Below are 18,263 nucleotides of genomic sequence, written 5' to 3' on the forward strand. Positions count from 1 at the left end.
CATTGAATAGTCACGCTGTGTGCGCTTAATACACTTGATACCTGATGTCGCCATAAAGAAGTCCTCTTTATGTCAACGTATTTTAGGATGGGACATTAAATACCAAAAAAGCATCGATAATCTCGATGCTTTTTTGGTATTGTGTACAGAATAAATAATCTAGCTTGAAGTTTGGAACTTTCAGCCGCATATTAAGTCTATTGATTGTCTTAAACCTTAAAGGAGTAATCTCATGCGTTACACAGAAGCCCTTTCGACACATACGTCACAAGCGGCCAACAAAACGCTCCGCAATACATACGGGCTGTTGTCGCTTACCCTTTTGTTCAGCGCCTTCACTGCGGGCATGAGCATGGCATTAAACCTCCCACATCCGGGACTAATTATTACTCTGGTAGGCTTTTATGGCTTACTTTTCCTAACACACAAGTTTAAAAATAGCTCTGCAGGTATTTTGTGTGTATTTGCTCTAACTGGTTTCATGGGTTTGACCCTTGGTCCAATTCTAACGGCTTATATGAGCTTGTCTAATGGCTCTAGCTTGATCATGAGTGCATTAGGCATAACTGGCCTATCATTTCTAGGCTTGTCAGCTTACGCACTTGTTTCAAAGAAAGACTTTAGCTTCCTTAATGGATTCATCACTGTCGGTTTCTTTGTCTTGCTGTTTGCTGTAATCGCCGGATTTTTCGTTCAAATGCCAGCATTGCAAATCTTCATTTCTGCTGGTTTTGCTTTGTTCTCTGCAGCAGTCATTTTACTGCAGACAAGCCAAATTGTACGCGGTGGTGAAACTAACTACATAATGGCGACAGTGAACTTGTATGTTTCTCTATACAACATGTTCCTTAGCGTATTGTCGTTGCTTGGTATGGCTAACGACGATTAATCCTACTTAGCACTGTAAAAAGGCCGCTGACTGCGGCCTTTTTTGTGTGTAAAATTTACCGTATCTCATGCCAAGGTTATTTTTAATGCAATACACTCTGCTCATTACGGGCTCGCCTTATCACAGCAAAGCCTGCCACACTGCACTGCGCTTCATACGAGCGGCACTTAATAAATCCCCCGATAGCATCAAAGGCGTGTTCTTTTATGAAGATGCTGTATTGATAGGCAGCCAAGTAGCGCAGCCGCCTAGAGATGAAATTAACCTCACCCAAGCATGGCAAGAAATAGCAGAACAACACAATATCCCACTGTATTTGTGCATTGCAGCTGCGGTAAGACGTGGCATTATCAATGAAGGTGAAAGCCGTCGCTATGAGCTAGAACAACATACCCTTGCAGAATATTTTCAGCTTGAAGGCTTGGGGACTCTTGTTGATCTAATGAACACAACCAACAAAATCATTCAGTTTAGGTAGCCCCATGAAACACACTTTGATCCACCTAAATACCAGCCCCTATTCGAGCTTGGCTTGTAAAGAAGGACTAGACCTAGCTCTCGTATTGGCCACATTCGAGCAACCTGTTGATTTATGCTTATCTGGCGCAGCTTTAGCGCTTTTATCCGACACTCAACAACCCACAGCGGAACATGGCAAAAACCTACACAAGCTGCTCGCTGGACTCGAGTTTTATGACATTGAAAACGTCTATATAGAAAAAAACCATTCATGGCTGGATAGCACCACTTCATGGCAAGGGGTCACACCACTGGATAGTACCGAGTGGCAGACAATGTTTTCACAATACCAACAGGTTTTTCGGTTTTAATTATGCGACTCCACCAAATAAATCAACTCGATTACCCTGCCTCACTAGAAACAACTTGGCAAAATAGCCTGCAAGCAGGTGACCAAGTCCTACTGATTGAAGACGGTTTTCTAAAAAGCATTCAGTACGCTGAGAAGATGCAAACTCTTATAAAAGAGAAAGAGATCACACTTTATTATTTGCAAAGTGATGCTGCTGCCTATGGTTTATCGCCAACATTCGGAATCGCACTTACAGACGAAGAATGGGTAGAGTTAACCTTTGCTGCTGAAGCAAACATTAGTTGGTAATTACAATGACAAACAAAACTATAGTTCTCGATGAAGAAGGTTATTTGCTAAACCTGCAAGACTGGACACCAGAACTTGCCAATCAACTGGCGCAAGAGGTTGAAGTCGAGCTTACGGAGGCGCACTGGGAAATTATTCACTTGTTGCGAGATTTTTATCAAGAATTTGAAGTGTCTCCCGCTATGCGCCCACTAGTAAAAGCGGTATCGAAAAAGCTAGGCGCAGAAAAAGGCCGTAGTATTTATTTAATGATGCTTTTCCCCGGCAGCCCACCTAAGCTAGCGGCAAAAATTGCCGGTCTTCCAAAACCTGCGAACTGCCTGTAATAACCTAACCTATCGATACAAAAACGGAGCCTATATGAGGCTCCGTTTTTGCTTGTACACATTAAATACCAAAAAACTCAGTACTTGCCGTACCACTCTAATTTCTTCTGCAAGGTCACAACCTCACCAATGATCAGTAACGCTGGCGATTTAGCCTCGTTCACCACAGACACTTCATAGACATCTTGAATAGTTGACGTGAAAACGCGCTGCTCACGAGTGGTACCTTTCTCGACGATTGCCACTGGCATAGATGGACTCATACCAAAACGGATCAACGATTGAGTGATATCTTTTAGACCCGTTAAGCCCATATAAATAACCAAGGTTTGCGCTGGGTGAACTAATTCCTCCCAAGGTAACTCTGTTGTGCCGTCTTTTAAATGGCCCGTTAGGAAACGAACCGACTGGGCATAATCACGGTGGGTTAAAGGAATCCCCGCATACGCAGCACAGCCTGCTGCTGCCGTGACACCTGGAACCACTTCAAAAGGCACACCTTCTTCAATTAATTCTTCAAGCTCTTCACCACCACGACCAAAGATAAAAGGATCTCCACCTTTTAGACGCACCACCATGTGGCCTTCTTTTGCTTTGGCAGCAAGCAAACTATTAATCTCTTCTTGTGGAAGACTATGCAAAGACTTGGCTTTGCCCACGTACATTTTCTCTGCTGACTCAGGAATTAGCTCAATAATTTCTTTGCCAACCAAGCGGTCGTACAAAACCACATCCGCCATTTTTAGCAATCGATGTGCTTTTAACGTCAATAACTCTGGATCACCTGGACCCGCACCAATCAAATAGACCTTGCCCGTCATAATTCCCAATATCCACTCATACAAAAAAAGCCTCCGTTGAGGCTTTTTTATTAGAAAATTTAGCTTACGCTTTTTTCAATACCGTCTTACCGCCCATATAAGGCACTAACACATCAGGAACACGTACATTACCCTCTGCATCTTGATAGTTTTCAAGGACAGCAACCAATGTACGACCCACAGCCAAACCAGAACCATTCAAGGTATGTGCCAATTCTGGACGACCTGTTTCTGGGTTGCGCCAGCGTGCTTGCATACGACGGGCTTGGAAGTCCCACATGTTAGAGCAAGAAGAGATCTCACGGTATTTACCCTGACCAGGCAACCATACTTCAATGTCATACGTTTTGTGCGCAGAGAAACCAAGATCGCCGCCACATAGAATCACGGTACGGTAAGGAAGCTCTAGTTTTTGTAGGATCACTTCTGCGTGACCTACCAACTCTTCCAGTACTTGTTCTGAAATATCTGGACGGCAAACATGAACCAACTCAACTTTTTCAAACTGATGCTGACGAATCATGCCGCGAGTATCACGACCATAGCTGCCTGCTTCGCTGCGGAAGCAAGGCGTATGAGCGACAAACTTCTTGTGCAAATCTGCGTCATTTAAAATTTCATCACGTACCAAGTTTGTCACTGGCACTTCTGCTGTTGGGATCAAATACAGGTCATTATTACCACTGTCTTTGTCCACTGGCACTTTAAACAAATCCGCTTCGAACTTAGGTAGCTGTCCTGTTCCTTTTAAGGAATGAGAGTTTACTAAGTAAGGCACATACACTTCAGTATAACCATGTAAGTCTGCATGAGTATTGATCATGAATTGCGTTAGAGCACGATGTAGGCGTGCTAAGTCAGAATGCATAACGGCAAAGCGAGAGCCAGTAATTTTAACTGCCGCTTCGAAATCCAGCATTTCCATCGCTTCACCAAGATCAACGTGATCTTTTGGCTCAAAGTCGAATTGCTTAGGCGTTCCCCAACGACGAACTTCAACGTTATCGTCTTCAGTTTTACCTTCTGGAACTGATTCATGCGGAAGATTTGGAATGCCTTCCAACAAGTTTTCCATTTCGTCTTGAACTTGTGTCAGCTGTGTTTTTGCCGCTTCAAGGTCATCACCTAGCGTTGCTGTTTGTGCTTTTAGCTCAGCCGCTTTGTCTTTATCGCCAGACTTCATCGCCTGACCAATTTCTTTGGATACTGAATTTCGGGCTTGTTGCAGCTGCTCCGTTTCTACTTGAATGGCTTTACGACGCTCTTCTAAGGAAGAAAAAGTCGCCACATCCAACTCATAGCCTTTCTTTTTAAGTTGAGCCGCAATGGCTTCTGGGTCAGCGCGTAATGCTTTAATGTCTAACATCTCTGCAACAATATCCTTCAAACAGTGTATAAAAATAAATTAAGGTACTTTCAAATAGTCTAAGGAATCAGAACAAACGCGCTAGCGTCATTCCAATCGCCAAACCAACAATACCTAAAATGCAGCTTAATAATAAATAGCTTACCGCAGTTAGCCAAGCCTGCATGTTAATAAGGGAGACAATTTCCAGTGAAAAAGTGGAAAAAGTAGTAAATGCTCCTAAAAAACCGACCATAACCAAAGGACGGTATGGTTCAAGTGACGGCATGCGCTCACTAATGAGCACAAATGCAACGCCCATCAACACACAACCCAAAACATTCACTACCATAGTGGCGAAGGGAAAATGGTACTGCCAGTGCGCATTAACCCACTTAGACATACCATACCGACTCAATGCGCCAAGCGCACCACCAACGGCGATCATTAGATACATCATAGATTGTCCTCTTCAGACAAGCCTTTAGTTCGGTAAAAAGAGTTGTAACGCTGTAACGGGCTTTGATCATCTAAATCTGACAACCAAGCCAGTTTATCATTGATCTTTTTCTCTAAGCCTCGATCCGTCGGCTGATAATAACGCATATCAGCTATCTCTTCTGGCATATAGTTTTCACCAGCAGCGTAAGCATGCTCTTCATTATGCGCGTAACGGTATTCATCACCGTGTCCCATGCTTTTTGCCAAAGACGTTGGCGCATTACGCAAATGCACTGGCACCTCATAACTTGGTTGCGCTGCGACATCCGACATTGCCTGCCCAAACGCTTTATAAACAGCATTACTTTTGGGTGCACATGCCATATAGACAGCAGCTTGCGCAATCGCACGATTGCCCTCACCTGGACCAACACGTTCAAATACATCCCAAGCATTTAAACCAATTTGCAACGCTCGCGGGTCGGCATTACCAATGTCTTCTGATGCAATAGCCAATAAACGACGCGCTATATATAAAGGATCACAGCCACCATCAAGCATTCTAGCCATCCAGTACAAAGCACCATCAGGTGAAGATCCGCGAACGGATTTATGAAAGGCGGAAATTTGATCGTAAAATACATCACCCTTACGGTCAAAGCGACGAAGACTTCCTCCCAGAACATCTTCAAGCTGCTCTTGAGTCACTTTATAGCCAGGCTCAACAAGGTCAGATAAAATTTCTAAAAAGTTAAGACCGCGTCGAATGTCACCATCTGCAGCTTGAGCCAATACCGATAAAAAATACTCATCTATCTGAAAGTCATTTTCGAGACTTTTCATGGCACGAGACAAAACAAGTTCCACCTCATCTACGCTCGGCGTTTTTAAACGATACACGCGAGCACGAGACAGCAAGGCGGAGTTTAATTCAAAGGCAGGATTTTCCGTGGTAGCACCAATAAACAAAAAAGTGCCGTCTTCAATAAAAGGCAAAAAGGCGTCTTGTTGTGACTTATTAAAACGGTGTACTTCATCGACAAATAAAACCGTCTGCGTACCGTTCATCATACGCAATTGTTTGGCTTGATCTACCGCAGCTCGAATCTCTTTAACACCAGACATAACCGCTGATATTTCAATAAATTGCGCATCAAGGGCGTGAGATAAAAGCTGAGCAAAGGTGGTTTTACCCACTCCGGGAGGACCCCAAAGAATAAAGGAATGACAGTGACCTGTTTCTACCATTCTGCGTAGTGGCTTCCCCGGACCCACCAAATGCGACTGGCCAATATAATCATCTAGGTTTGCTGGTCGCATTCTTGCCGCCAAAGGCTGATAGGCCTCTGGCGGCACATCCGAAAAAAGATCCTTCATTACTGACCTTCTACAATAACGTCCACGTTAGCCGGCAAATCCAACACAAAGTTTTCTTTTGCTACGCCTTCATGTGTTTCGACATTTTTAAATTCGATAACCGTGGTTTGCCCAAGCGTATCTAAAATACTCATGGCACTGATCACCTTGTCTCTAAAAGACAGGGTCAATGCCTGAAAGAGGTCTTGGTCGTCTTTTGGCGCTAAACGAAATTTTTCTGCACCCAATGTACTCACATCGTAATGAGGGAGCACATCGGCTGATGGCTGCCCTAAAAGAGCCGCTGGCGAATTGCCAACCGCACCAGACAATGGCTTCTTAGTCGCTTGTTCTAAATCCACATCCCAGACGGTAATGTTTTTACCATCAGAGATAATACGTTGTGCAAAAGGCGTCACACTATCCCAAACAAATTGATTAGGCTTCGCAAGAAGAAAAACACCTTCGCTTACTTGTAACTGCTTACCTTTTTCATCGTACGTAACTTGCCGAAACTCACCTTCGATGTTTCGATTCATCTCCAGCAAGCTTTCTATAGAAGCTGTCGCATTGTCATCCGCCTGCACTAACATCGATTGAAAAATAGCTAAAAAGCCCAAAAGCGCGAAGGTGACTAATTTATTTACCAAAATATATCTCCACTCATATAAACATAAAGCCCTAAAATGAAATTAGGGCCATCGACTATTACTCTGGAATTAAGATATCTCTTTGTCCATTGGTTCCCATTGGGCCAACTAAGCCAGCGGCTTCCATTGCTTCAACCAAGTTAGCCGCTCTGTTGTAACCTATTTTCAATCGACGTTGAATAGAAGATATCGAAGCTTTACGCGTTTCAATGACAATTTTCACAGCTTCATCATAAAGTGCATCTTTGTCCTCACCACCACCGTCGGTCATTAAGTCTTCAGGATTCACAACAACATCCTGAATATACTCTGGCTCCCCACGCTGTTTCCACTCTTCTACTACTGCATGCACTTCCTCATCTGACACAAATGCGCCGTGTACGCGAATTGGGGTTGGCAATCCTGCTGGAAGATACAGCATGTCGCCCATCCCCAACAGCTGATCCGCTCCACCCTGATCAAGTATGGTTCTTGAGTCAATTTTTGACGACACTTGAAACGCCATCCGCGTCGGTATATTCGCTTTAATCAAACCAGTAATGACATCCACCGATGGACGTTGTGTCGCCAAGATTAGGTGAATCCCCGCTGCCCTTGCCTTCTGAGCAATACGAGCAATGAGTTCTTCTACTTTTTTACCCACGATCATCATCATATCGGCGAACTCATCGACTATAATAACGATATAAGGCAAAGGCTCTAAATGTGGCACTGTACGTGCTACACCATCTTCTGAGAACATCGCCATCTCGGGCTGCCACAATGGGTCTTCAATTGGCTTACCGGCTTCAATGGCATCACGAACCTTTTTGTTATAACCGGCAATATTTCGTACACCAAGTTTCGACATGAGCTTGTAGCGACGCTCCATTTCATCTACCGACCAACGCAAGCCATTGGCCGCATCTTTCATGTCAGTAATAACAGGTGTTAATAGATGTGGAATGCCTTCATATATCGATAACTCGAGCATTTTCGGGTCAACCATGATCATACGCACTTCATCAGGTGTCGATTTCAGAAGCATACTTAAGATCATGGCGTTAACGCCCACAGATTTACCTGAGCCTGTTGTACCAGCCACCAACACATGAGGCATTTTAGCGAGATCAACAACAACAGGTTCACCAGAAATGTCATGACCCAGAGACAAGGTCAATGGTGAAGATAATCGCTCATACGCATCGCAATTGATCACTTCAGAAAAGTAAACGGTATCACGAACCTGATTGGGAATCTCAATCCCAATCGTCGACTTGCCAGCAATCACTTCGACCACACGGACACTCATTACACTTAAAGAGCGCGCAAGGTCTTTGGCTAAATTGGTAATTCGAGATACCTTCACACCTGGCGCTGGTTGAATTTCAAACCGTGTAATTACCGGACCTGGATTAACTTCAACCACTTCCGCTTTTACACCGAAATCCTGCAAGCGCTGTTCTAACAATTCAGACAAAGCTAACAACTCATCTTCAGAGTAACCGCCCTGCTTAGGTTTTGGCTTAGTCAGCACCGAACGATCTGGTAAAGAGTAAGCCTCTATTTTTTTATTACTATCTGCTTCATCAGCATAAGGGCCACCTAAAGAGTCTAACTGCTTTGCCTCAGACAAAGTACGAAAAGCGGGTTTATGGGCTGGCGGAATGTCAGCAGGAGTAGATTTATCAGAATTAAACAGCATCGCATCGGCTTGTTCTTTAGAAATACCAGATGAAACAATTTCCGGCTCGGCTTGAACTGATTGCTCTTTCACTGGCTGCTTATATTGTTGCATGTTCGCATCTTTTGCAGCGTCATCACTATTTGCTGACCAGGACTCTTCTATATAAAGGGTGTCACCAAAGTTAACGTCTTTATCATCAAAAGATAACCCATCCGATGCTAAATCATCAAAGCCACCCAGCTCTGGCTCCGTATGATTAACGGGCTCTTTATCAGATCTTTCACTCTTCTCCTTTGAAGATCGAGCTTTTGAAAACAGACCTGACAAGCTAAATTTAGATTTTTTACTACCATTCGGATGTGACTCTTCATCTACCGGAATAGAATCTTCGAGTAAGATGTCTTCTGCAGATTGTACATTCTGTTCTTTTCTTCTTTTTCTGACAATTGCTGGCTCTTCCGCTTCATCAGAAACAGCTTCTAGATCAATAAGCTCATTCCTCTTATTGGCCTTTAGCTCTCGTCTGCTAATCCATTTTTGACGAACAAACATAGCAAAGTTGTACGCTTTTTCGCCTAAGCGGTCCATCAAACTCAACCAATGCACCTGAGAAAGCAGAGTGAATGACAAAATCACTAAAGCCAAGCTAACTAGGGTCGCACCATCATAACCAATGAAGCCATACATCAAAATGCCAAGTGCGCGACCTAGAATACCACCAGTACCATACTGTAAAGACGTCTCACCAACGGTATGCAAAAAGCAAAGTACAGAACCAAAAGATAAATATAAAATGCTGCCAATTGTACAGAGCAAAGCATTATTGAGGGGCAATAAGGAGTGTGGGTTACGCCATATAATCACAGCTACCCAAAAAAACAATGGCGGTAAAGAATAAAACAAAGACCCGAAAAAGCCAGACGATAAGTCTGCGATAATGGCACCAATAGGCCCCATTGAGTTTTGAATCGCTGCACCACTACCAGAATAAAACCAACCTGCATCTGCCGGATTATAAGTATAGGTCGCTAAACCAAAAAAGAATAAAAATAACAAAGCTGCAATAAACGCTGCTTGTTTAGCGAACATATCCCAAATTGGTGATCGTACCGACTCACTCATCTTTTCTGACAAAACGTACTTCCTATTTTATGCTAATCAAAACAAAACCCACTCCATGTAGCGGAGCCATAAGTTTGCTAAGCTTACCATAAAAAAAGCCAACCCAAAGGGTTGGCTTTCGCTTTAACTCGTAAAGGTGTTCCCATTTTCAGAGAAGACCTTTAGGGGAAAATTTCTTAGAAAGAAACTTTAGCGCCAACTACAGAGTAGTCAGATTTATCAGCTTCATAAGCTAGGTAAGAAGCGTAGAATGTTACGTCGCCTGGAGTGTAGTAAGCTGTAAATTCAGTGCGACCTTGATCTTTTTCATCAACACCTTTAGATGACTCACCACCTTTAGTGTAATACTGAGCAGCAAGAACAAGCTCTTCAGAAACTGGCAAATCAAGACCAATACCTGTGTTCATAACGTCGGCATCATTTACAGAACCAACACGAACGAATGAAGACAATGTAGCCATACCAAGAGGTGCTTTAACACCAACAGTTAAAAGCTGGTTGTCAACGTCGTCAGACATTTTGTAGCCTGCAGATACACCCAAAGTTACACCACTAAATTCTGTTGTGTATGCTGCATTCAAAGAACCTACGTTATCGCCTTCTTCAATTTCGAATGCAACAGTAAGGTTGTCGTTAACCATGTAACGAACACCTAGGTCATTACCGAAATCATCTTTGGCATGGTCATTATCTTCTTCTACACCAGCGTTGTAGGCTACGTTGTCAAGGATAGTTCCATCGAAGTCACCAAACTGAACAGCGCCAGTTTTAACATAGATTTCGTCTAGACTAAAAGTAGTGTCTTGGCCTGGATCATTTTCAACAGACTCACCTAATTTTTTGACTTTAGAGTTCTTCTTAACTGAAGAACCTTCCATATCTAGGTCAAAGTAAACTAGGCCAGTATCACCGATGATGTTCACTTCACCACGTGAAACAGCAGAATCACTACCAGATTCTTGAGATTTATACTCAAGACCCGCTGTACCTTTAAATACTGGCTCAGCAGCAAAAGTAGTAGTAGAAACAGCAGCCGCTACAGCAGATACTGCAAACACAGAAGCAAGTTTAATCGCTTTCATTCAAGATTCCCCTTTATATTATATTGTGTGGTCTTGTAGACCTTTTGATAGATTTTCGTCTAACCAAGAAACGTTGCTAAATCAACGACTCATGTATCTTAAAACCGATCAGTTTCACTTTTGTGACAATTGCCAAAAAAGCAAAGCATTCTATCCCCCAACACTGCATTCGATTATGTTTTCGAATTACCGTTTGGAACTGCATCGATTAAAACCAAGTTTTCCATTACTGGTCAAGCTTTCCTTGCACTTTTTTTCTTTTTTTTTTCATTTTGCCCCCTTTATTGAGTAAAAAACACCCAATAAAGGCAACAAAGGTCAAAACACTCTAATTATTCATGCACATTCTTACGCTTTAAGCATAACATTGTGTCAACAAGTCGCAAGTAGAATGTTTTTTCCTCCTCAGTTCAAATATCGGAGTTAGATTGTTTTTCTTTAGTTTTTTTTGCCATTTCTTTCTTCACGATAGTTTTTCACACTAAAAAAACTATAATTGGCACCTTAAAGTCACATTGATAATTAGGTTAGCCAGATAAATGTCAGATTCCGAAAATAACGACTTACATGAACTCTTGTTACTTTCAGAGTCTCCATATGACACACCTAACCCAAATAAAGCGCTACAAGACCCCGAAGGCCTCTCTGCAATTGGTGGCGACTTAACCACAACACGCTTGCTTCACCTTTACAGCAAAGGTTTTTTTCCATGGTTTAGCGACCCAGATCCTATATTATGGTGGCATCCAGAGCAGAGATGCGTGTTAACTCCCGAACATTTCCATGCATCCAAGTCGCTCAAAAAAGCATCTAAAAGAGAAAACTGGATGTATTCGATCAATCAAGATTTTGAGTCAGTTATTGGCTACTGCTCTACCCTGAGGGCGGATAAGGAAGGAACTTGGATATCCAATGACATCAAAACGGCCTACACAGAATTACATAAACTAGGCTACGCCCATTCAGTTGAAATTTGGCTTGATGACAAGTTGGTTGGTGGCTTTTATGGCGTGGCTATGGGTAACATGTTTTTTGGCGAATCCATGTTTTCTCTGCACCCCAATGCATCAAAAGTCGCATTAAAATCATTTTGTGATGTCGCTAAAGATTGCCAAATTGGACTCATAGATTGCCAAGTTGAATCAGCGCATTTACTTTCGCTAGGGGCGAAACAATTACCTCGCAACGATTTTTGCGCAGTACTTACTAAACTCATACCCAAGATAGAAAAGAATTCAAAACTCATTAACATCGGAAAAAATTCAGGGAAATGCCCCCTTTGAAACAAAAATAGACATCATCAGAATGCATCTAGGTTTGCCTTACGCTGCATTTTTAGGCAAAATACGCTCGATCAAAATTCAGACGTGGCTAAATACGCAATCATGATTTAGATATTTAGCGCTCAACCGACCAAGAGAAACATCTTTTTTCTTCGTCTGCAGACCTTGGCGCTCACAAGGTCGGCGTCTACTAAACAAATAGTAAGTTAACACCATAGGACACATATTGTGGCAAAAGAAGAAGGCTTAGAAATGGAGGGCACTATCATTGATACGTTGCCTAATACCATGTTCCGTGTTGAATTAGAAAACGGACACATCGTAATTGCACATATCTCTGGAAAAATGCGCAAAAACTACATTCGTATTTTGACTGGCGATAAAGTAAAAGTGGAACTGACACCTTACGACCTATCTAAAGGCCGTATCGTATATCGCGCACGTTAATTTAAGCTGCTCTCAAAAAGTATCTTAAAATAAACGACATAAAAAAACCGGACATTGTCCGGTTTTTTTATGTTTACTCTTGATCACTCCCTCCCCCTTATTTAAGAGAAAGGGTATGAGAGCTGCCATCCGACTAATGAACAACCGCCTCTTTTATCACTTCAAACTGAAGCTCATCGCTTTTTTCATCCAACGCCACTTTGACATGACCACCATCATGCAGATCTCCAAAAAGGATATGATCCGCCAGAGGCTTCTTCAGATGCTCCTGAATCACCCTCGCCATTGGCCGAGCCCCCATTTGACGATCATAGCCCTTATTCGCTAACCAGCCTCTTGCGGTGTCTGAGACCTCCAACAGAACCCCTTTCGGATCAAGTTGAGCCTGCAACTCCACCAAGAACTTATCAACAACATTGAAGATAATACGCTCATCAAGCTGCTGGAATTGAATAACAGCATCAAGACGGTTTCTAAATTCTGGCGTGAAAGTGCGATTAATCACCTCCATGCCGTCAGTTGAGTTGTCTTGACTAGAGAAACCAATCGAACGACGAGCCAACTCTTCAGCCCCCGCATTCGAAGTCATCACTAAAATGACATTACGGAAATCCGCCTTGCGTCCGTTGTTATCCGTCAAGGTACCGTGATCCATTACTTGCAGAAGCAAGTTAAAGACCTCTGGGTGAGCTTTTTCAATCTCATCCAATAGCACAACACTGTGTGGATTCTTCGTCACCGCTTCTGTTAGCAAGCCACCTTGATCAAAACCAACATAGCCTGGTGGCGCACCAATCAATCGAGACACAGCATGACGTTCCATGTATTCCGACATATCGAAACGAATAAGTTCAAGCCCTAATTGTTTAGCTAGCTGTTTGGTAACTTCTGTTTTACCAACCCCTGTCGGACCAGCCATCAAGAAAGAACCAATAGGCTTTTGTTCAGCCTTCAAGCCAGCACGAGATAATTTGATCGCCGCTGATAATGAATCAATCGCGTTATCCTGACCAAACACCACCATTTTCAGGTTGCGCTCTAGGTTAGATAGCACTTGCCTGTCGTCTGAGTTAACCGCTCTAACTGGTACTCTGGCAATTTTAGAAACAATGTCTTCAATATCGGCAACAGTAATAACTGTTTTACGTTTGTCTTCCGGCTGAAGGCGCTGATAAGCACCAGCTTCATCCACAACATCAATCGCTTTATCAGGCATATGACGATCTGTCACATAGCGCTGAGCAAGCTCGGCTGCTGCCAATAAGGCTGGCTCTTCGTACTTAACCTTATGATGTTCTTCAAATGCACCAATGATGCCTTTCAGAATTTGATAAGTATCATCAACACTTGGCTCATTTACATCAATTTTCTGGAAGCGACGTGCCAACGCGTGGTCTTTTTCAAACACACCACGAAACTCTTGGAATGTTGTTGAACCAATACAGCGCAAACCACCCGAACTCAATACAGGCTTGAGCAAGTTGGAAGCATCCATGACACCACCAGAAGCCGCACCCGCACCAATGATGGTATGAATTTCATCAATAAACAGAATAGCATTCGGTAACTTTTTCAGTTCGCCGAGCAATTGTTTAAGACGTTTTTCAAAATCTCCGCGGTATTTAGTACCTGCGAGCAAAGCCCCCAAATCCAAGGAATAAACCACACCGTCCGCAATAACATCAGGCACCTGCCCATCAACAATACGTTTTGCTAAGCCTTCAGCAATGGCTGTTTTACCAACGCCAGACTCACCAACCAAGAGAGGGTTGTTTTTACGGCGACGAGAAAGTGTTTGTATTACTCGCTCAACTTCGTATTCACGGCCAATCAGCTTGTCTATTTTTCCTGCTTTAGCTTCTTCATTTAAATTAGTAGCAAATTTTTGCAACGGCGCAGTATTCGTATCTTCCGCCTCGTCATCATGATCCATGTCCTGAGAAGATGCTTCTCCTGTTTTAGATATTCCATGAGCCACATAATTGACTACATCAATTCGTGCTACGCCATGACGTTTTAGAAGATAAACTGTTTGGCTTTCTTGCTCACTAAAAATAGCCACCAGCACATTCGCGCCTGTGACTTCGCGTTTACCAGAAGATTGAACATGGAAAACCGCACGTTGTAACACGCGCTGAAAACCTAACGTAGGTTGAACTTCGCGCTCTTCGTCGTCTTCAGGAATTAGAGGTGTAGTGCTATCTACAAATTCCTCAAGTTCCTTACTTAAGATGTCTAAATTCACACCACATGCTTTTAGGACGCTTGAAGCAGCGCCATTTTCAATAAGAGCTAATAATAAATGCTCAACCGTCATGAATTCATGGCGCTTGTCGCGCGCCGCTTTGAAAGCTGTGTTCAGGGTTTGCTCTAGTTCTTTATCTAACATTGCTATTCCCTCACTCTGAATCAGTCGACCTTTTGTAGGTCACACATTAAGGGGTGCTCATTTTGTTCCACGAACTGTTGTACCATTGCCACTTTAGTTTCAGCAATATCAAAGGGATAAATTCCACAAACACCTTTCCCTTTTTGATGCACTTCTAACATTACCTGATTAGCCTTCTCCCCATCCATAGAAAAAAACCGTTGTAACACAAATACGACAAAATCCATTGGCGTAAAGTCATCATTGAACAGTACCACCTGATACATAGAGGGTGGTTTTAATTCAGTTTCCTCTGGGGCAATCGCAATACTCGAATGCCCGTGTTGTTCATCATCTTCTGATACTAGTCTAATTTCTTGATCTACAATCATTCCACGCCTCTGAGGCTACAATTTTTCACATAATATGCCACATATGACACATTACTACTCATATACGGTCATTTCTTAAAAACAGATTACCACTTGGGTTTTACAAATACCAAAAGGGCTTCTACGCTTTTATTGGGGTGACCAAATGTGCAATCAATGTTTGTTAATAAAATTCTAGCATTGATTGCTCAAAAACAATTCGCACCTATTTAGCAATCTAGGCTATCCGGACTATATTTTAAAATTTGAACAGCCCGCTATGACAGGCTAACTATGTTCTGAGTGGATAAGGAGTGGCTCATGCATCACGGATCAGTGAAGTGGTTTAACAATGCAAAAGGATATGGGTTCATTGTGTCGGAAGACTTTAATGAAGATTTATTTATTCATTATTCTGCGATCAATGTAGAAGGATACAAAACCCTAAAAGCAGGACAAGCAGTGACATTTGATGTCGAACCAGGAGAAAGAGGGTTACACGCTATTGAAATAAACCCAACCATATCAAATCAAGAGGATGCAACAAAAAGCGACTCAAAAACACAGCCTGCATAGCACCAAGCTTCATCGCTATCCAAAGACGAATTTGTTATCTTACTCCCTTCATGGGGAGTGAGATGATATTATTCGGCTCTTCTTTAGATTTAAAACACCTCCTAAAGCACCTATTACCTTGATGCCTTCAAACTTAATTTTATTCAACAAACCCTTTCGAGTACTAAGCCAATTTTCTGCCGAAGGAGACAAAGCCACACTTGCAAAGTACATTGATGCACCGGATTTTTACCCTGCGGGGCGACTAGACTTTGACTCAGAAGGCCTATTGCTACTTACCAACCAAGGGGCTCTGCAACATATTATCGCCTCTCCAGACTTTAAAATGCCAAAGACTTATTGGGTTCAAGTAGAAGGTGATATTTCAGACGAGGCGCTAGAAAAACTAAGACGAGGTGTTGAACTAAAAGATGGGCTAACTAAACCCGCCCAAGCAGAACGCATGGCAGAACCCGCCATTTGGGACAGAACGCCACCCGTTCGCTATCGTGAAGCCATCCCGACCAGCTGGTTATCACTACAAATTCGCGAAGGTAAAAATCGACAAGTTCGTCGAATGACGGCTGCCGTTGGTTTTCCAACACTCAGGTTAATTCGCTATGCCATTGGTCCTTATACTTTAGAAAATACAGGAATTGGCCAATGGAACTATATAGAGCCAACTGACCATTTACTAAAAGAGGTTAATCAGTTTGAAGAGCAAAGAAAGAGAAAAGCTGCCTCACCTAACCGTCGCCGCCCTAGTGAGAAAGGACAACAAAGATCCCAAGGCAACAAAGTTTCTCATGGTGAAGGAATGGCAAGACGGAAACCTAGTACTAAACCAACCAGCCGGCCACGTCGAAAATAACGAAAGCGTCACTCAAGCCGTTATTCGCGAAACAAGAGAAGAATCAGGCTGGCTAGTAGAACCTATCGGCCTGCTTGGCATGTATGCATTTACACCTTACGAAGGCGCTGACACCTATCATCGGCTCTGCTTCTTGTGCGAGGCGGTGAATGAAACTCATGAACCGCTCGATAACGACATTGTTTCTAGCCATTGGCTAACGTATGAAGAAATCATGGCTCTGCCTCATCGCAGCCCATTAATTAAAGCCTGCATTGAAGATTCATTTAATAACCCCATTATCTCCTTATCTTTTGTATCGAATCAATTTCTTCGGCCTATGCCAATAATCAGAAAGTGATACAATAACCTACATTACATTCATCTGAGGCAATGCCTCTTCGCTTTGCGAAAATAACAGTCGAGAAATCACAGCACATGAAAGACAGCCCTATTGCGAACAACGCAAACAGCTCAAAAAAAGTCATTGTCGGCATGTCCGGCGGTGTCGACTCCTCTGTATCAGCCCTTATTCTGATGCAACAGGGTTATCAGGTTGAAGGTCTTTTCATGAAAAACTGGGACGAAGATGATGGTACAGAATATTGCACCGCCAAAGACGACCTAGCGGATGCGCAAGCTGTGTCCAATAAATTAGGTATTAAGCTGCATACAGCTAACTTTGCCTCAGAATATTGGGACAACGTTTTCGAACACTTCCTTGCCGAATACAAAGCTGGACGCACACCAAACCCAGACATTCTGTGCAACAAAGAAATCAAATTCAAAGCATTTTTAGAATACGCGATGGCGTTAAACGCGGATTATATAGCCACTGGACATTATGTTCGGCGTGGTGAAAAAAACGGTGAGCCATTACTGCTAAAAGGCTTAGACGGTAATAAAGACCAAAGTTACTTTTTGTATGCGGTTGGCAAAGACGAAATCGCCAAAACACTTTTCCCTGTTGGTGAACTGGAAAAGCCAGAAGTACGTCGCTTGGCTGAAGAGTTTGGTCTAGTCACTCACAACAAAAAAGACAGTACCGGTATTTGCTTCATCGGAGAACGACGTTTCAAAGACTTTCTCGAACAATATTTACCTGCTCAACCAGGTGATATCGAAACCCTTGAGGGTGACAAAATTGCTCGCCACCATGGTTTGATGTATCACACCATTGGCCAACGACAAGGCTTGGGGATTGGTGGCCTCGCTAAATATTCAGACGATCCATGGTATGTGGTTGAGAAAGACCTAGAACGTAATGTTCTGATCGTTACGCAAGGCGGCCAACATGAGTCCTTGTTTAAAACGCATTTGATTGCCGACAACTTCGATTGGGTTGCGAGAGAAAAACCAAGCTTTCCATTAACATGTAAAGCAAAATGCCGTTACCGCCAAGCAGACCAAGACTGCACTATTAACGAGTTGGCCGATGGCCGTGTTGAAGTCTCCTTTTTGGAACCGCAACGAGCAATCACACCAGGCCAATCAGTGGTATTTTATGTAGACGAAGTGTGTCTTGGTGGTGGCATTATTAATGTCGCTTTTAACAAGTAGCTATTAAGAGA

At 42.9% G+C, this 18,263-nt stretch carries 20 protein-coding genes; 11 read left to right on the plus strand and 9 right to left on the minus strand.

What is annotated here, in order from left to right; translation table 11 throughout:
* The first annotated feature begins 232 nt into the window (after positions 1-232).
* From DFP77_RS00005 to DFP77_RS00025, 5 genes are all read left to right on the plus strand, one after another.
* Positions 233-889 carry a Bax inhibitor-1/YccA family protein gene (locus DFP77_RS00005; RefSeq protein WP_114410251.1) on the plus strand — a complete coding sequence of 219 codons (657 nt, stop codon included), beginning with the start codon at positions 233-235 and terminating at the stop codon, positions 887-889.
* Between the two features lie 85 nt (positions 890-974).
* A complete protein-coding gene (tusD, locus tag DFP77_RS00010; protein WP_114410252.1) occupies positions 975-1,367 on the plus strand; it encodes a sulfurtransferase complex subunit TusD in 393 nt (130 codons plus the stop codon).
* Between the two features lie 4 nt (positions 1,368-1,371).
* A complete protein-coding gene (locus tag DFP77_RS00015; protein ID WP_114410253.1) occupies positions 1,372-1,719 on the plus strand; it encodes a DsrE family protein in 348 nt (115 codons plus the stop codon).
* A 2-nt stretch (positions 1,720-1,721) separates the two neighbouring features.
* Positions 1,722-2,009, plus strand: a complete 288-nt coding sequence (locus DFP77_RS00020) for a DsrH/TusB family sulfur metabolism protein (RefSeq protein ID WP_114410254.1) — start codon at positions 1,722-1,724, stop codon at positions 2,007-2,009.
* 5 nt (positions 2,010-2,014) lie between these two features.
* Positions 2,015-2,335: a TusE/DsrC/DsvC family sulfur relay protein gene (locus tag DFP77_RS00025; RefSeq protein ID WP_114410255.1), complete on the plus strand. Its 321-nt coding sequence runs from the start codon at positions 2,015-2,017 to the stop codon at positions 2,333-2,335.
* A 77-nt stretch (positions 2,336-2,412) separates the two neighbouring features.
* Here the strand turns inward: DFP77_RS00025 and cobA are convergent, their stop codons facing one another.
* From cobA to DFP77_RS00060, 7 genes are all read right to left on the minus strand, one after another.
* On the minus strand, positions 2,413-3,156 hold the full coding sequence (cobA, locus tag DFP77_RS00030; RefSeq protein ID WP_114410256.1) for a uroporphyrinogen-III C-methyltransferase: 744 nt from the start codon (positions 3,154-3,156) through the stop codon (positions 2,413-2,415).
* 64 nt (positions 3,157-3,220) lie between these two features.
* On the minus strand, positions 3,221-4,522 hold the full coding sequence (gene serS, locus DFP77_RS00035; RefSeq protein WP_114410257.1) for a serine--tRNA ligase: 1,302 nt from the start codon (positions 4,520-4,522) through the stop codon (positions 3,221-3,223).
* Between the two features lie 67 nt (positions 4,523-4,589).
* Complete coding sequence (gene crcB, locus DFP77_RS00040; RefSeq protein ID WP_114410258.1) at positions 4,590-4,961, minus strand: fluoride efflux transporter CrcB; 372 nt, start codon at positions 4,959-4,961, stop codon at positions 4,590-4,592.
* Complete coding sequence (locus tag DFP77_RS00045) at positions 4,958-6,319, minus strand: replication-associated recombination protein A (protein ID WP_114410259.1); 1,362 nt, start codon at positions 6,317-6,319, stop codon at positions 4,958-4,960. Before DFP77_RS00045 ends, crcB begins: the two co-directional genes overlap by 4 nt.
* A complete protein-coding gene (gene lolA, locus DFP77_RS00050) occupies positions 6,319-6,948 on the minus strand; it encodes an outer membrane lipoprotein periplasmic chaperone LolA (RefSeq protein ID WP_258860897.1) in 630 nt (209 codons plus the stop codon). The genes DFP77_RS00045 and lolA overlap by 1 nt, the downstream gene beginning before the upstream one ends.
* 58 nt (positions 6,949-7,006) lie before the next feature.
* Positions 7,007-9,748, minus strand: coding sequence for a DNA translocase FtsK (locus tag DFP77_RS00055; RefSeq protein ID WP_374058250.1), 2,742 nt, complete (start codon positions 9,746-9,748; stop codon positions 7,007-7,009).
* Between the two features lie 164 nt (positions 9,749-9,912).
* Positions 9,913-10,818: a hypothetical protein gene (locus DFP77_RS00060; protein ID WP_114410262.1), complete on the minus strand. Its 906-nt coding sequence runs from the start codon at positions 10,816-10,818 to the stop codon at positions 9,913-9,915.
* Between the two features lie 539 nt (positions 10,819-11,357).
* On the opposite strand from DFP77_RS00060, the gene aat reads away from it, so the two are divergent.
* Both aat and infA read left to right on the plus strand, forming a co-directional pair.
* Positions 11,358-12,101 (plus strand): leucyl/phenylalanyl-tRNA--protein transferase, encoded by a 744-nt coding sequence (gene aat / locus DFP77_RS00065; RefSeq protein ID WP_114410263.1) that lies wholly within the window; start codon positions 11,358-11,360, stop codon positions 12,099-12,101.
* Between the two features lie 228 nt (positions 12,102-12,329).
* A complete protein-coding gene (infA, locus tag DFP77_RS00070) occupies positions 12,330-12,548 on the plus strand; it encodes a translation initiation factor IF-1 (RefSeq protein WP_110571526.1) in 219 nt (72 codons plus the stop codon).
* A gap of 133 nt (positions 12,549-12,681) precedes the next feature.
* On the opposite strand, the gene clpA is transcribed toward infA, so the two are convergent.
* Together clpA and clpS are read right to left on the minus strand one after the other, a co-directional pair.
* Positions 12,682-14,937 (minus strand): ATP-dependent Clp protease ATP-binding subunit ClpA, encoded by a 2,256-nt coding sequence (gene clpA / locus DFP77_RS00075; protein WP_114410264.1) that lies wholly within the window; start codon positions 14,935-14,937, stop codon positions 12,682-12,684.
* Between the two features lie 20 nt (positions 14,938-14,957).
* Positions 14,958-15,308: an ATP-dependent Clp protease adapter ClpS gene (clpS, locus tag DFP77_RS00080; RefSeq protein WP_114410265.1), complete on the minus strand. Its 351-nt coding sequence runs from the start codon at positions 15,306-15,308 to the stop codon at positions 14,958-14,960.
* A 300-nt stretch (positions 15,309-15,608) separates the two neighbouring features.
* Here clpS and DFP77_RS00085 point away from each other — a divergent pair, with 300 nt between their 5' ends.
* From DFP77_RS00085 to mnmA, 4 genes are all read left to right on the plus strand, one after another.
* A complete protein-coding gene (locus DFP77_RS00085) occupies positions 15,609-15,863 on the plus strand; it encodes a cold shock domain-containing protein (RefSeq protein ID WP_114410266.1) in 255 nt (84 codons plus the stop codon).
* A gap of 121 nt (positions 15,864-15,984) precedes the next feature.
* The gene (locus DFP77_RS00090; protein ID WP_114410267.1) at positions 15,985-16,713 is read left to right on the plus strand and encodes a pseudouridine synthase; all 729 of its coding nucleotides are present in this window, start codon (positions 15,985-15,987) and stop codon (positions 16,711-16,713) included.
* Positions 16,607-17,053, plus strand: a complete 447-nt coding sequence (locus tag DFP77_RS00095) for an NUDIX hydrolase (protein WP_239543988.1) — start codon at positions 16,607-16,609, stop codon at positions 17,051-17,053. The genes DFP77_RS00090 and DFP77_RS00095 overlap by 107 nt, the downstream gene beginning before the upstream one ends.
* A 77-nt stretch (positions 17,054-17,130) precedes the next feature.
* The gene (gene mnmA, locus DFP77_RS00100; RefSeq protein ID WP_114410443.1) at positions 17,131-18,252 is read left to right on the plus strand and encodes a tRNA 2-thiouridine(34) synthase MnmA; all 1,122 of its coding nucleotides are present in this window, start codon (positions 17,131-17,133) and stop codon (positions 18,250-18,252) included.
* Positions 18,253-18,263: the final 11 nt, after the last annotated feature.

Source organism: Marinomonas foliarum (assembly GCF_003337275.1).
In the GTDB taxonomy this organism is placed as follows: Bacteria; Pseudomonadota; Gammaproteobacteria; order Pseudomonadales; family Marinomonadaceae; genus Marinomonas; species Marinomonas foliarum.